Here is a 14,792-nt window from a genome sequence, read left to right as displayed (position 1 = left end):
CAGCATCCTTAACTGACGGCAGCGAGTTTTTTCTCAAACCAGGCCTGAACAAAATGATGAGTGGCATAACCGTCCTGGCAGGCCGAAAGCAGATGCTCGCTGGCACAGCGCAGGTGATCGCGCAGTCGCGTTTCAACTGCCTGGGGTCCCAGCAGATTAACCAGCGTCGATTTCCCGTCATCCTGATGGGCATCTTTGCCGGTATCCGCCATGCCGTCGGTGAGATCGTCTAACAGCTGAAAAGCCTGACCAAGATTCAGCGAGAAGCGATGCAGTTGTTCGCGCGCCTCTTTTGGCGTTTCCGCCACAATAGAGGCCATCTGCATAGAGGCGCAGAAAAGAGTGCTGGTTTTAAAATGATTGGTCATCAGAATCGCGTCGGCACTGCGTGGCTTGTCGCCTTCTGATAGATCCTTGAACTGACCCTGCACCAGCCCCTGCATCCCGACCGCGTGGGATAGCTCCGCGACCGCATCGGCTCTGGCGGCTGCCGTTAAGCCTTCAGCCATTGCCACCACGCCAAACGCTTTACTCAGCAGCGCCACTGCGGCCAGAATCGCGACATGTTCACCATACTGGCAGTGAATGGTCGGTCGTCCGCGACGCAGCTGCGCATCATCCATGCAGGGCATGTCATCCAGAATCAGGGAGGCGGCGTGCACCATCTCAACTGCGCAGGCGAGATCCAGCAGCCCGACAGGGGTGGCGCTACAGCCGAGATCGCGCGCGGCCAGCAGCAGCAGCAGCGGGCGAATGCGCTTTCCCGGTGCCAGCGCACCCTCGCGCATTGCCGCGCCGACTAAATCACGTTCATTCTCAACCGGTAAAAGCTGATCAAGCCGTTGCTCAATGTCGTTCAACAGGCTGGCTGCATCACTGTGGCTGAAATTGACGTGTTGTTCTGCACAGACCGTCATCATGGCTGTCCTTATCTACAGAGGAAGTCACAGCAGGTCGAAATGATTCGATGCCATCTTCAATAATCGTACCCGGCTGCCACAGCATAGTTGGCAGGTTTTCAAAGAACGGCGGGTAAATCTATTACAACTAAGCGTAGCTTACAGTGATAAAAATGTCGGCGAATTCAGCAGCATTCCGTGTTTTGACGCGCCATCCTGACCACGATATTGCCTGAATCAGCCCAGCAATGCGCGCAACTGTTTCATCACGCTGGCGACATCCTCATCTGATAAGGCGCCATCTTTAGCGAAGCGCACAATCCCTTCCGAATCAATCACCACGACGGACGCGCTTTCCGGCTGAAGATGCCAGCTATGGGCAGTGACGCCACTGCTGTCGATAATAAATTGCTGCCAGGGTGCTGCTTTTTTGCTGGAGGCGATGCTGCGCACCACAAAAATGGCACTGCCGGGCAGGGCATCATCGGTATTTACGATGGTGGTGGTCTGGAAGCGGTCACGCGGCAACCGGGCATGCTGAATGGCTTCGATTAAGGAGGCACTCTGATCTTTGGCGGAAAGCCGGCCAGCCACATGAATCACCAGACGCACTCTTCCGGTCAGTGTCTGACTGTTCCAGCGCTGATAATCGATGTCACCCTGATTCAGCACCATTTCGCCTTTATCGGCAATGTAAACCGGCGGGACAGGCTGACCGGGTGTCAGAGTGTGGGCAGTGGCAAAGCCGGAAAACAGCAGGGCAATCATCAATCCATAATGGCGCACGGGTTCCTCACTTCTATTCGTTTTGCGGCGGGCGAGGCGAGCTATCTCATCAGCAGGCAGAAGATTAGTACCACATCTATGTTTCAGATCAATAAAAGCATTAAAGATTTGGGCTGAAAATGCAGGGAATAGTTTGTTAACAGGAGGTGGAAAATGAGTACGGCACTGATGACCTTACCTGAGTTTGCTCGCTACATTGGCATTGCTACGCCGACGCTGGCGCGTGCCTTTTGCTGTCGGGGATCGCTGGCGGGTGTGCCGCTACCGCAGGCGCTGGATGATGCACCGCTGACACAGCGCCACTGGCTGCGCGACGATGTACGTCAGTTTGATCATGCTTATAAGCGGGTGCAGGCGATGCAGCAACGCCATACGCTTTGATCTGTGTGGAACCAAAAAGCGCGGGAAACGTCCCGCGCTATGTTATGCAACGTTGTCTGGCCTGACCAAAAAGCAGACCAGATTGGCATCCCTGTCGCCCGTGATCTCCATGCTGCTATTCAGCCCGCTCACCGCATCGCCACGACTGAGTCGCTGATCGCCAATGCGAATAATCCCTTCCAGCACGGTCAGATAAGCCACAAAGCCCGGCATCGAGGGCACGTCCACCGTCTGGTTGCGCTCCAGCAGCGTATCGTAGATATAGACTTCCTGGCGCAGTTCCAGCGGGGCGTCAGACTCTTCCGGCCCGGCCAGTTCGGTCCAGCCGTTAGTCATGATGCCCTGATCGCGCTCCAGTACCTGAGTCATCGCTTCACCGCCTGGCTGTGAAGGCCGGATAACGGCCTGCAACAGCTCTGCCTCATACAGCGGCACTGACTCTTCGTACTGAACGCCATCACCGGCATTCACCACCATCACTTTTTTTGCAGAGAGCTGAGTACGTTCGCCGTTGCTGTCCTGATGCTGCATTGAACCGCGCCACAGGTAGGTAAAAACTTCTTCATCCTGATGCTGCTGCATCGGGAGCCGGGCATCCAGTTTCAGCGACATCAGGTCAACAGTGAGTAACGGGCTAAGCGCCTCGTCAGGTCGCTGACGACGAACGGTAAAAGGACCGTACTCAAAGAGTTGTTCAGGATTAGCTCGCACAATGTTCATGATTTATTCTCAGATAAAGGAAGGCATAACAACGATAATAGACCTCAGGCGCAGAATGAGAAGCCGGATGATTTGCCCGGCTTCGTCAGTTATTTTGAATAAAAAATCATGCGGGGTGCCACTGGCTTATTTGCCCTGTTCGTCGCTCTCACCCAGGAAGAAATACCAGAGTGGGATCGACAACAGTCCGGTAAAGACCGTGGAGTAGAGCAGGATCATCATCGCCTGGGTGATATACATGGTCAGTGACCAGTGGCTGAAGGGGATCTGATACTGATCAATCACGCCGCCAATCATCGCATTCGCCATCACTGAAATCACAATCAGGGCCAGCAACGTGACGCTGCGAAGAAAATAGCGCATCTCTTTGCGCTTTCCGGCGAAGCGTGACTGGACGATAGCCAGCGGCGATTGCTTATCTGGCGCAATGTCTTCCGGGATGACCGACGCACGCTGCGCGCTGCGCCAGCGCTGAATATCCAGCAGAATCAGCGCCACCAGGCTGATGCCCATAACAGGCAGCGCATAACCCAGCGCCAGCGTCACTATCAGGCTGGTGCCCTGTGCATAGCGCGGCAGTGCAAGCCAGGCGGACAACAGCGTCTGCGATGGGCTGAGCTGGGGAAGCGCCGGGCGGCGAATCCACCACATGCGGTAGCCCAGCACAATCATCGCACAAAGTCCAAAACCGAACAGGGCCAGAATCAGCTGATTAGGCAGACCAAACAGTACACCCATGTGCGCATCAACGCCCCAGCGGGTCAGTTTTGCCACCAGCGGGAAGCTGGCGAATTCAACGCGGTCGACCACACTGAAATCAGCCGGATTGATTGAAACCGCATCAACCTGGCTTGGCCAGCTGCGATCAATCTCCGACACTGTCCAGGCCTGTTCTGCGTTTTTAGGCTGACGCAACTCCAGTTTGGCGGCGTGCAGTCCGGCCTGGCGTGCTGCTGCCAGCGCCTGATCCCAGCTGGCATTTGATTGATTCAGGACCACCGGCGCGGCGGTTCTGGCTGGCATGGCCATGCCGGACATCGTCATTCCTTCCATCGCACCGCGATGGTCAGCATGCGGATCGGCAGCCTCAGCGGGCGCGTCACCGTTTAGTGCGGTGTTAACCTGCGGCGTTTTCCAGCCAAAGTCGCTGCGCATCTTTTCGATATTGTTGCCTGCCCACTGTGACCAGGTCAGTCCGGTTACCGAAAAGAAGACCAGCCCGATAGCCAGCAGCAGGCCCAGCGTAACGTGCCAGTGACGCGTTGCCGCAAAACCGCTGCGCACTTTTCTGCGGGTGCGCGGTGGGCGGGTGCCTGACCATAAAACGATCCCGCCCAGCGCGGCGACCCACAGCCAGGAGGCTGCCAGTTCGCTGTAGTTACGGCCAAAATCGCCCAGCAGCAGGCCGCGATGCAGCTGATCCAGCCACATGCGCAGCGGCAGCACACCGCTGGTGCCATACACCGTCATATCGCCTTTCACCTGCAGCGTGTAGGGATCGATAAACAGCGATCGCGATTCTGATGGGCCAAGCTGAGGCTCAGCAAACTGCACGCGGGTTGTATCCTGCGGACCCGGCGCGGGACGCACGGCATAGATACGTGCTGATTCACCCGCTCGCGCACGTGCGGCGGCAATCTGGGCTGACAACGGCTGCGCCTGACCCTGTGCGTCGGTGGTCAGGGCATCGTGGTAGATCGCCTGTTCCAGCTGCGGTGTCAGAACATAGAGTGTGCCGGTGAGCGCGGCGACAAAAATAAACGGCGCGATAAACAGGCCGATGTAAAAATGCAGGCGGCGAAACAGATTAAACAGCGTGCCGCGCGGTGCAGGGATAATTTCCTGAGAAGAGGACATAGCATTCCACACTTTTCAAAAGACACAGGCGACTGGGTGACGTTGTCACACAATCGAATCAGTAAGCAGTGAGTGTGACGCGAAAGCAGGTGGCGCTCGGGGTCGGTGGAGACGCAACATCCATCGCCACGGGGGCGGATTAATTGCAGAGGGCGGCGGGGCGCGGCTGATCAGGCTCATCCACCAGATGAACGGGATAAAGACCCAGAGCATCAGCGGTACATGCACCAGTAAATCGCAGTAGCCACAGGCAAAACCAGGATCCATCATCATCCCATGGTCCGCCATCGACATCATCTCGCTGTGATGATGCATCATCGGCATCTCTGCGCTCATGGCAGATGCACGTTGCATCGTTTCGTGATGCACAGCCAGATTTTTTGAAATCATCGGGGCAACAAACAACAGCAGCACGGCCAGTATCGCAATACCGGCAGTGAGTCGATGTCTGAGTGAAGATTTCTGCATGATTTCAACGGGCGCAAGGGGTGAAAATGACGGGCGGCAGTGTAACGCGAAGGGGATAAAAGGGTTAAATAAAGTGGCATCTGTTGCGAAAAAATTCGCACTCTTTGAACATATTCACTTTAATTCCAGCATCATTTAACTTAGATGTTACCCGTTAAATACATACAAATAACATTGATGGGTCGGTTGCATTAAACCAAACCCATAAAGGACTGAAGATGAAAATTGTAATGCTGGATGGTGACACACTGCCTGTCTCTCTGCCGACCGGGCAACAACAGGCTGCCTGGGAGATTCGCGCGCAGACACCGGTCAGTGACATTGTCTCTGCGCTTTCGGGTGCGACGATTGCGATTACCAATAAGGTGCCGTTGAGAGCCGATACCCTGGCGCAGCTTCCGGAACTGCGCTTCATCTGTGTTGCGGCGACGGGTTATGACTGCATTGACCTCAACGCGTGCCGTGACCGCGGCATCGTGGTCAGTAATGTGCCCGGCTACTCTACCCAGAGCGTGTCGGAGGCGGTGATCGCCGCCATTTTCGCCCTGCGTCGTCAGATAATGGCCTATGCCGTTAATACCCGCCTCGACTGGCGGCAAGCGCAGCACTTCTGCCTGCATCATCAGCCGATAGGAGATATTGGCGGCGCCACGCTGGGTATCGCGGGCAAAGGTCATATCGGTCAGGCGGTCGGCAGGCTGGCCCAGACGCTGGGAATGAAGGTGCAGTACGCGGAGCGCAAAGGCAGTGAACGGGTGCGTGAGGGCTATGTCAGCTTTGAGCAGATGCTGACCACCAGCGATATTATTTCACTGCACTGCCCATTAAGTGACAGCACCCGTCAGATGATTGACCGTAAGTCGCTGGCGAAAATGAAACCGCATGCGCTGCTGATTAATACCGCGCGCGGTGGACTGATTAACGAGGCGGATCTCGCTGAATCATTAAAGCAGGGGCAGATTGGCGGCGCGGCGCTGGATGTCCTGAGTAGCGAACCACCCTCTGCAGATAACCCGCTACTGGCAGATTTGCCCAATCTGCTGCTGACGCCGCACATTGCCTGGGCGAGCCGCAGCGGCGTAGAAAATCTGGTAACTGGCGTGATGGCCAATATCGCGGCCTTTATTCAGGATGAGCCGGTTAATGTGGTGAGCTGAGCGGGGTGGAATGGTTTTTTAAGGCCCGCCATTCGTTGATATTCAGAGCAACCTCGTAGAATTCAGGAAAAGCGTTTTAGGGGTTCAATCATCAGAGTATTGATTTCGTTATTTCAATCCGTACCTGAAACGTTCGTGCGCTACAGGATTTAGCGCCTTTCACTGGCTGAATCAGCCGTTGTCAGCGCTTCAGGAACAGAAAGGATTCTGGTCAGTGAAAAAGAAAAACAGCGCGCCCACGCCCCATGCTGCGACATTCCGGCAATTTCTGACTCAGCCGGATATTGCCCGGGATTTCCTGTCGCTGCACCTGCCGCCGGAACTGCGCGAATGCGGCGATCTCAGCACATTGAAGCTGGAGTCGGGGTCGTTTGCCGAGGATGACCTTCGGCAATACTTCAGCGATGTGCTTTACAGTCTTAAATTATGGCTGGCAATGGATATAGCCATGTACTCATCGAGCATCAGTCATAACCTGACAAACATATGGCATTTCTGCTGATGCGCTATGCCGTGGCTGCCATGCAGCCCCACCTTGAAGCTGGGCATAAGAGATTGCCGCTGGTGATACCCATAACGTGGGCAGATGCACTCGCTATCCTTATTCGACCCGATGGCTGGATGAGTTCGACGACCCGCTGCTGGCGGACAGGCTTTACAGCCATAGTTTTCCGCTGGCCGATGTCACGACGATTCATGACGATGAGATCATGCAACACCACAGCATGGCGGCACTGACCCTATTGCAGAAACGTATCCGGCAGTGGGATCGGGCAGAGCTAATGGACAGGCTGGTATCCATTTTGATGGCAGGCGATCACTTTTCATCGCAGGTGATATCACTGGTAAACTACATTGTGCAGGCGGGCGAAGCATCAGACGTCAAAACCTTTGTACTGGAGCTGGCACAGCGTGTGTCCCAACACGAGAACGCACTTATGACTGTCGCACAACAGCTTGAGCAGATAGGGCTTGAGAAGGGCATTGCACAAGGTCGCATCGAAGGTAAGGAGACCGGGTTTCAACGAGGAAGGCAAAGCATGCAACTCAGAATTGCCCGCACTATGCTGACGAGCGGTATGGATCGCAATACCGTCATGCCGATGGCCGGACTTATAGAAGATGAGCTGGCAAAGATTTCGCCTTAAGAATTTTTTGAGGGCTGGTTAACGCTGCCGACTCAAATCGCCAGCGTACTGCACTGAAGATATAAAATCAGCTTGCCGGAATCATGGGAACACTATCGTTTTCATCACGGCAAGCCGGTTATTTGCGCCCTCAGAATCAAAATATCGAGCGTCCCAGCTTTTCCGTCAGCAATTCCAGCATAGCGGTACCCGCCAGCGAATTACCGGCACCGTCCAGCCCGGGTGACCAGACGGCAATGCTCATCTCGCCAGGGATGACGGCAATAATTCCGCCACCTACGCCCGACTTTGCAGGCATTCCGACACGCCACGCGAATTCGCCTGCGCCATCATACATCCCGCTGGTGATCATCAGTGCGTTAATCTGCCGTGCCTGACGCGGTGTAATCATCTGGCTGCCATCCAGTGTTTTACCCTGATTAGCCAGATAGACGAAGGTGCGCGCCAGTTCAACGCAGTTCATCGACAGCGAGCAATAGTGGAAATAGGTCTGCATGACGCTGGTGACATCGTTATCGAAATTACCAAATGACTTCATCAGCCAGGCGATCGCGGCGTTGCGGGCAGAATGCTCAAATTCAGAGCGGGCAACGTGGCGATCATAATTGATATCAGGCTGCTGGCTCAGCTGGCGCACAATTTCCAGCATTCGCTGGCGCGGTGCCGTCAGGCGGGTTTCCAGAAGATCGCAGATTACCAGCGCCCCGGCATTAATAAACGGATTACGCGGCTTACCCAGCTCCAGCTCCAGCTGCACCAGTGAATTAAATGGCTGGCCTGATGGCTCTTTGCCCACCCGCTGCCAGATTTCACTGTCGTCATAGCGGGTCAGCGCCACGGTCAGCGATAGCGCTTTGGATATCGACTGAATCGAAAAGCGCGCCTCCGCATCGCCCGCCTGAAAGAGGGTACCGTCACGCAGGCAAACGGCTATGGCCAGATTGTCGGCCGCGACATCAGCCAGCGCGGGGATATAGTCAGCGACTTTTCCCTGATGGACCAGCGGACGCACCTGATCCAGGATTTCCTGCAGCAGAGCATTATTCAGTTCAGACACGCACTTTTCTCCCGTCGGTTTTCACTGACCAGCAATGCGCTATGCATTTGCGCCCGGCCAGTCATCTGTTATGAGTCGCTGAGCCGTATTTTCAGCTGATGGGTTTTGACTGGGCTGCCAGCGGAGCCAATACCATCTGTAACAGGCTCAGCAGTGCCAGCACGCTGAAGGGCAGCGTCCAGTTACCGCTCTTCTCATGGAGCACGCCAAAAAACAGCGGGCCCAGGGCTGCCAGCGCATAGCCCACACATTGCGCCATGCCTGAAAGTTGTGAGGCCTGACGGTGATGTGTGGCGCGCAGATTAAACAGCGTGAGGCAGAGCACCAGTGAAGCTCCGGCGCCCAGTCCGGCCAGTGTCAGCCAGATCACCGCCCAGTGCGGATTAAGCAGCAGACCTGACATACCGAGGAAAATACCCGAGGAAGCAATGAATGCAGTGAGCCTGGCATCTTTTACCCGCTTCAGCGCAATCATACAACCCAGGTTAGCGACAATCGCAATCGCCTGATACCAGAACAGCAGCCAGCCTGCCTGCGCCTGAGTGAAGCCATTATCCTGAGCAAATACGGCAAACCAGTCGATCAGGGTATAGAACGCCAGCGATTGCAGTGCCATAAAAAGGGCGATTTGCCAGCCACCGGCTGAGCGCCACACATGACGAGGTGCACCCGATTCGTCAGCTGGCGCTAAAGTTGACTGCCGCTGACGTAAAAGCGGCAGCCAGGCGAGCAGCGCAACCAGTCCCGGCAGCGCCCAGACAACCAGTGAGAGTCGCCAGTCCGCCGTTGAGAGCTGGCTCAGTGGCACGGCAATGCCGGACGCCAGGCTGGCGGAAATCGACATGGTGGCGGCGTAGAGGCCAATGTATCTGGCGGTATGGGCGGTGAAATCGCGCTTAATCAGCGGCGGCAGCAGTACGTTAGCAGCGGCAATGCCTGCGCTCAGCAGCAGCGTTCCGCTCCATAACGCCGCTTCAGCGGGCAGCCAGCGCAACAGTGAACCGGCAGTAATCAGGCACAGTGCGCCCCACAAACTGCGTTCCAGCCCGACCCGATTTCCCAGCCAGGCGGCGGGGGGGGCGAGCAGGGCAAACAGCATCAGTGGAATAAAGTTAAACAGGCCTGCTTCGCTGGCGCTGAGGCCAAAAGTCTGGCGGATATCCTGCAGCACCGGGCCGACGGCGGTAATCGGTGCACGAAGATTCGCTGCGGTGAGCAGCAGGACGAACAAAAAAAAGCTGGCGCTGGAAAACGCAGCGAGGGGTTTAGCTTGCTGTTGTACAGGCATCATGGCAGGGATCATCACATGCAGCAGTGTTGCGGGGGCGTTGGTTGACGTTAACGCTTACGCATCAGAATTGATGTCTGGGCGCTACTTTACTGACCGGTTAGCGGCCTGTAAAGCCTTGTTATGTGATGAAATAGCGTAAATGCGATCTCGCCACAGCGATCGCTATATAGCTGATTAGTGGAACTCAGGCTCGGGGAAGTGACCGCAGTCGTTCTGGCTGGGATTAGAGCCGGGCTGGCAGGTCTGCTGCCGGGTTTCGGCTGCGGGAACCGGTTTTTCAGCGTGCCACGGGGCGCTACAGGCACTGAGAAGAGAAACCACAATCATCACACTGACTACGCGCATATCCGCTCCTTATTAACCGTCATGAGCAAGGTCACGTCGGTGATCGGCGGTTGGCAGGTCAGGGACGTCTTACCTGAGTGTGGTCGCTAAGGAGATATTGTCAATTAAAACAGCGCAAACATCAGCGCTACAGGAAAACTCATCGGCCAGGTGGCACCCACCAGAAAGGCGCTCAGCAGTTTGATGCTCAGCTTATCTTTGGCGATGAAGAAGGTGATCAGCGTCGCGACCAGTGCAACAACGGCATAGAAAATTAGCATACCCTGGTACAGTGTCATTGATATCTCCGCAGCGTCATTATGGTTTTCGCTGCGCATAATGCGGAGTTTTGTGATCCAGATCAAGCGAATCAGGATTTAGCATCTAAAGAAATTATCGGTCAATGCGGCTGATTTGCTCTCTGACTTCCATGAAGATAACAGGCGATTTCAGGCTGAAAACCGTGCCGGAAAATGTCGGTCGGACCTTTGCTGTTGCCGCGATCCTGTCTGAACAACCCCTGGCGAACGATTGCTGACTGACCGTGGCCAGGACGTAAAAAAGCCCGCGATGGTGGGCGGGCCTGATATTGAAGTGCATGACTACACAGCGTGCGCGTTTTAACTCTGACGATAGAGCGCCATCACCGCTTCCAGATCCGGCGTGCGTGGGTTGCCGCCGGTGCAGACATCATCCAGTGCCGCCTGCGCCAGTGCAGGAATATCTGCCTCCTGCAAGCCGGCCTCACGCAGCGAACGCGGAATGCCCACATCGCGGCAGAGCTGACGAACCGCAGCGACAGCTGCTTCCAGGGCTTGATCCAGCGTCAGCGTGTCGACCTGTTTAACTCCCAGGGCGCGAGCGATATCGCGATATTTTTCGCCTGTTGACGGCGTATTCCACGCCATAACCTGTGGCAGCAGAATGGTGTTCGCCACGCCGTGCGGCACGTTATAAAAGGCACTCAGCGGATACGCCATACCCTGCACCAGACCGAGCCCAACATTGGAGAGGCCCATACCGGCCACATACTGCCCCAGCGCCATCTGCTTAACAGCATCAATATTTTCCGCCACCGATTCACGCAGCGAGTGGCTGATAATTTCAATGGCTTTGAGGTGCAGCATGTCAGTCCTGGGCCAGGCACCGCGCGTTATGTACCCTTTAATCGCATGAGTTAATGCATCAATACCGGTGGCAGCTTTCAGCGAGGCGGGCATGCACGCCATCATCTCCGCATCTATAATCGCCACTTTTGTAATGTCATACGGAACGACACAGATAAACTTGCGACGATTCTCTTCGTCGGTAATGACACAGTTAATGGTGACTTCTGCCGCGGTACCTGCCGTCATCGGAATTGCGATGGTGGGCACGCACGGATGACGGGGTGGGCTGACGCCTTCCAGGCTGCTGACATCTTCGAATTCAGGATTGTTGATAATAATGCCGACCAGCTTTGCTGGTGTCCTGCGGTGAACCACCGCCGATGGCGATGAAGGTAGCACCTGATTCCCTGAACACGGCGGATAGTCGGATTCGGTACGACCTTATCGTAAACCGCCCAGGCAAGCTGAAGCTGTTCCAGCAGGTCAGTGACCCGCTTCAGCGCACCTGCTGCAACCAGCGCTTTGTCAGTGACAATAAGCGCTTTACGCATCCCGCGACGTTATACCTCTTCATGCAAATGACGTAATGCGCCAGCACCAAACCAGGCGGTTTCATTCAGAATCATACGTTGGACCATCAAAACATCTTCTGTTAACAACTGGTTTTCTACGATCCGTGATCCGCTGTGCAGGCTCTGCACATAACCTCTTAGTTTCAGGTAAGGACATTTAATAAAAATCAATGGATTAGTCAAAAGTGATGCGCGCATTTCATTCAGACACGACTTTCGTCTGATGGGGTTGCGATGAGGGGCGGTGAATTATGCACATCGTCCGTTGTATGCAACACTTCTTTATCGCAAATCCGTCCGCCCATGAGGAATGAAGCCATGACCCGATTCGTAATGAATAAGAAGGATGATCTCGTCGACAGCGCGTTAGATGGCATGATTTACGCCAGTCCGTGGCGCAATCTGGTGCGGCTGCAGGTCGATCCCCACATTCGCATCGTGATGCGCAGGGACTGGAAAAAACAGCAGGTCGCACTGATCTCTGGTGGCGGTTCCGGCCATGAGCCTGCCCATGTTGGTTTTATCGGTAAAGGAATGCTGACGGCGGCCGTCTGTGGCGATGTGTTTGCCTCACCCAGCGTTGATGCGGTTTATAACGCCATCATAAATCTTACCGGTGACGCAGGATGTCTGCTGATTGTGAAAAACTACACTGGCGACCGACTCAACTTTGGGCTGGCGGCTGAAAAGGCCCGCAATGCAGGGTTCAGCGTCAATATGGTGATAGTCGGTGATGATGTGGCCTTACCAGATAATCCTCAGCCACGCGGTGTGGCAGGCACGCTGCTGGTGCATAAAGTGGCAGGTTTTGTCGCCGAACGGGGTGATGATCTGGCGGTGGTAACCGAGGCTGCAGAGGCCGCCAGTCGAGCTATCGCCACCATGGGGGTAGCACTTTCCAGCTGTCATCTGCCGGATGAACAGACCGGCCAGCGGGTGCCCGACGGCAGCGTGGAAATGGGGCTGGGGATACACGGCGAGCCGGGCGTTGACGTCATGCCGACTCAGAACAGTCAGCAGATTGTGCAGCATCTGCTGGAAAAGATATCGACAGGCAAGGATCAGCCCTGTGCGCTGATGGTGAATAACCTCGGCGGGATGTCGGCGCTGGAGATGAGCCTGGTCACACGCGATCTGATTGAGTCGCCGCTCAGCCAGGGCAGCCGTTATCTGATTGGCCCGGCATCGCTGATGACCGCGCTGGACATGAAGGGCTTTTCCGTTACCTGCATGACGCTGACGCCGCTGTTCGAAGCGGCGATCTGCGCCCCGGTCGAAGTGACCGGCTGGGTTCCGGTGGTTGAGATCACATCGCTGCAGCCGGTTAACGCGTCCCGGGAGACGACAGCGCATCCGGTGCAACCCTCCGAAAACCCGGCAGTCGCTGCTTTTGTGAACCGCATCTGTGAAACGCTGATCGCCAGTGAAAGCGAACTGAATAAACTGGATGCGCAGGTGGGTGACGGGGATACCGGCTCGACCTTTGCTGCTGGTGCGCGTCAGATACAGCGTGAATGCGCCGAAAACCAGCTGCCGCTGAATGTTCTGCCCGACCTGCTCGCAGTAACGGGTGAGCGACTGGCGACGGTTATGGGCGGTTCCAGCGGCGTGTTGATGGCTATCTTCTTCACCGCCGCCGCGCAGCACCTGTCGGAAGGAGATGACTTACCGGTCGCTTTACAACAGGGTCTGGAAAAAATGAAGCAGTATGGCGGGGCTAAACCGGGCGATCGCACACTGATTGATGCGCTCCAGCCCGCGATTGAGGCGCTGGTAGCGGGCAAACCGCTGGCAGCCGCAGCAGATGCGGCGCAGCAGGGTAGCGATGCAACCGCCAGCATGGGAAAAGCAATGGCAGGCCGATCATCTTATCTCAACAGCGCGAACCTGAATGGCGTGCCCGATCCCGGTGCGGTTGCAGTTGCCAGCGTTTTCAGAGCATTAAAAACGCTTTAGCTAAATTACGGTGCTAAACGTGTCTGCAAAAAGGCCAGTAACTGGCGGTTTATTTCGCTGCGCTGACGGTGCTGCGGGTAAACCGCATTAAGGGAGAGCGGTGGTGGCTGGCAGCCGTCCAGCACCGTCACCCGTTCACCCCTTTGCAGGGCTGACTCACCGATAAAAGCGGATAGTAATACCAGTCCGAGTCCCGCCAGGGCGGCATCACACAGCACGTCGTCATTGTTACTCACCATGGGGCCCTGAACCGCCAGCCATTTCGCTTTGCCATTAACCTGCAGTTCCCAGCCATTCTGTCCTTCCCGTCCATAGCGCAGACAGGCGTGTTGCAGTAAGGCGTCGGGCTGCTGCGGCGTGCCGGCCCGCTGCAGGTAGTTAGAGGAGTGCAGCAGATTACCCGCTTCAGCTCACCCAGCGGGCGGGCAATCAGGGTGGAATCTGCCAGAGTGCCGATGTGAATCGCCATATTGAGGCCCTCGCCAATTACATCAACATAGCGATCGGCTAGCTCAATCTGAAACGGCAGTGCCGTATGATGGCTCAGAAACTCCGCAATCAGCGGTAACAGGTGGCTCATGCTAAACGACATCGGCAGATTGATGCGGAAGGTACCGCGCAGCGCCTGCTGCTGCTTTGACACCGCCAGTTCGGCTTCCTGAATCTCATCCAGAATGCGCTGAGCATGTTGCGCAAACAGCAGACCCGCATCCGTCACTGACAGTGTTACGTATCAGCAGATGTACGCCTGATAACGCTTCCAGCGCGGCCATGCGGCGGCTGACAAGCTGTTTCGATAACATCAGCTGCTCAGCTGCTGCAGTGAAGTTACCAGCATGTATCACGGCGATGTAAATCCGGAGATCTTCAGTCTGCCTGGTGTCCACTTATCGATGACAGTGACGAGGTTTCAGGCGAAAACTCAGCTGCAGGTGTTAACTTATATCGGGTAATGCGTCGCAGAGCAACGCGTCAGCACCCTCAGCCAGCGCGACAGCGATCATAGATTTGCCGTTTCGCAATATTTAAACGGGCGGTCAGCCGGGCTAATCGCGTTAAAGCCGTTA

12 protein-coding genes and 3 pseudogenes are annotated in these 14,792 nt (G+C 55.7%); 4 read left to right on the top strand and 11 right to left on the bottom strand.

Annotated elements, in window-relative coordinates; all coding sequences use genetic code 11:
- Positions 1-8: 8 nt before the first annotated feature.
- Together QSK07_RS13835 and QSK07_RS13830 are read right to left on the bottom strand one after the other, a co-directional pair.
- A complete protein-coding gene (locus QSK07_RS13835) occupies positions 9-917 on the bottom strand; it encodes a polyprenyl synthetase family protein (RefSeq protein ID WP_275222120.1) in 909 nt (302 codons plus the stop codon).
- Positions 918-1,136: 219 nt separating this feature from the next.
- Positions 1,137-1,667, bottom strand: a complete 531-nt coding sequence (locus QSK07_RS13830) for a YtfJ family protein (RefSeq protein WP_098050194.1) — start codon at positions 1,665-1,667, stop codon at positions 1,137-1,139.
- Positions 1,668-1,838: 171 nt separating this feature from the next.
- Here QSK07_RS13830 and QSK07_RS13825 point away from each other — a divergent pair, with 171 nt between their 5' ends.
- A complete protein-coding gene (locus tag QSK07_RS13825) occupies positions 1,839-2,066 on the top strand; it encodes a hypothetical protein (RefSeq protein WP_033735577.1) in 228 nt (75 codons plus the stop codon).
- Positions 2,067-2,108: 42 nt separating this feature from the next.
- Here the strand turns inward: QSK07_RS13825 and QSK07_RS13820 are convergent, their stop codons facing one another.
- The 3 genes from QSK07_RS13820 to QSK07_RS13810 form a co-directional block, all read right to left on the bottom strand.
- Positions 2,109-2,786 carry a pirin family protein gene (locus QSK07_RS13820; RefSeq protein ID WP_285721505.1) on the bottom strand — a complete coding sequence of 226 codons (678 nt, stop codon included), beginning with the start codon at positions 2,784-2,786 and terminating at the stop codon, positions 2,109-2,111.
- A gap of 126 nt (positions 2,787-2,912) precedes the next feature.
- On the bottom strand, positions 2,913-4,643 hold the full coding sequence (locus tag QSK07_RS13815) for a DUF2534 family protein (protein ID WP_285721506.1): 1,731 nt from the start codon (positions 4,641-4,643) through the stop codon (positions 2,913-2,915).
- A 45-nt stretch (positions 4,644-4,688) separates the two neighbouring features.
- The gene (locus tag QSK07_RS13810; protein ID WP_285721507.1) at positions 4,689-5,111 is read right to left on the bottom strand and encodes a DUF2946 domain-containing protein; all 423 of its coding nucleotides are present in this window, start codon (positions 5,109-5,111) and stop codon (positions 4,689-4,691) included.
- Positions 5,112-5,329: 218 nt separating this feature from the next.
- On the opposite strand from QSK07_RS13810, the gene QSK07_RS13805 reads away from it, so the two are divergent.
- Together QSK07_RS13805 and QSK07_RS13800 are read left to right on the top strand one after the other, a co-directional pair.
- Positions 5,330-6,268, top strand: coding sequence for a D-2-hydroxyacid dehydrogenase (locus tag QSK07_RS13805; protein WP_285721508.1), 939 nt, complete (start codon positions 5,330-5,332; stop codon positions 6,266-6,268).
- 214 nt (positions 6,269-6,482) lie between these two features.
- Positions 6,483-7,416: pseudogene (locus QSK07_RS13800) on the top strand (Rpn family recombination-promoting nuclease/putative transposase).
- Positions 7,417-7,552: 136 nt separating this feature from the next.
- On the opposite strand, the gene glsB reads toward QSK07_RS13800, so the two are convergent.
- From glsB to fucO, 5 genes and pseudogenes are all read right to left on the bottom strand, one after another.
- Complete coding sequence (gene glsB, locus QSK07_RS13795; protein ID WP_285721509.1) at positions 7,553-8,473, bottom strand: glutaminase B; 921 nt, start codon at positions 8,471-8,473, stop codon at positions 7,553-7,555.
- Between the two features lie 91 nt (positions 8,474-8,564).
- Positions 8,565-9,764, bottom strand: coding sequence for a CynX/NimT family MFS transporter (locus QSK07_RS13790; protein WP_285721510.1), 1,200 nt, complete (start codon positions 9,762-9,764; stop codon positions 8,565-8,567).
- Between the two features lie 174 nt (positions 9,765-9,938).
- Positions 9,939-10,109 (bottom strand): hypothetical protein, encoded by a 171-nt coding sequence (locus tag QSK07_RS13785; protein ID WP_275221720.1) that lies wholly within the window; start codon positions 10,107-10,109, stop codon positions 9,939-9,941.
- Between the two features lie 104 nt (positions 10,110-10,213).
- Positions 10,214-10,387: a GhoT/OrtT family toxin gene (locus tag QSK07_RS13780; protein WP_008924737.1), complete on the bottom strand. Its 174-nt coding sequence runs from the start codon at positions 10,385-10,387 to the stop codon at positions 10,214-10,216.
- Between the two features lie 321 nt (positions 10,388-10,708).
- Positions 10,709-11,835 (bottom strand): annotated as a pseudogene (gene fucO, locus QSK07_RS13775) (lactaldehyde reductase).
- A 252-nt stretch (positions 11,836-12,087) separates the two neighbouring features.
- Here fucO and QSK07_RS13770 point away from each other — a divergent pair.
- Positions 12,088-13,725, top strand: a complete 1,638-nt coding sequence (locus QSK07_RS13770) for a dihydroxyacetone kinase subunit DhaK (protein ID WP_285721511.1) — start codon at positions 12,088-12,090, stop codon at positions 13,723-13,725.
- 5 nt (positions 13,726-13,730) lie between these two features.
- Here QSK07_RS13770 and QSK07_RS13765 read toward each other — a convergent pair.
- Positions 13,731-14,612, bottom strand: a pseudogene (locus QSK07_RS13765) (LysR family transcriptional regulator).
- Positions 14,613-14,792: the final 180 nt, after the last annotated feature.

This window comes from Pantoea sp. QMID4 (assembly GCF_030270445.1).
In the GTDB taxonomy this organism is placed as follows: domain Bacteria; phylum Pseudomonadota; class Gammaproteobacteria; order Enterobacterales; family Enterobacteriaceae; genus Pantoea; species Pantoea vagans.
This window is presented reverse-complemented; position numbering and strand designations above follow the sequence as displayed.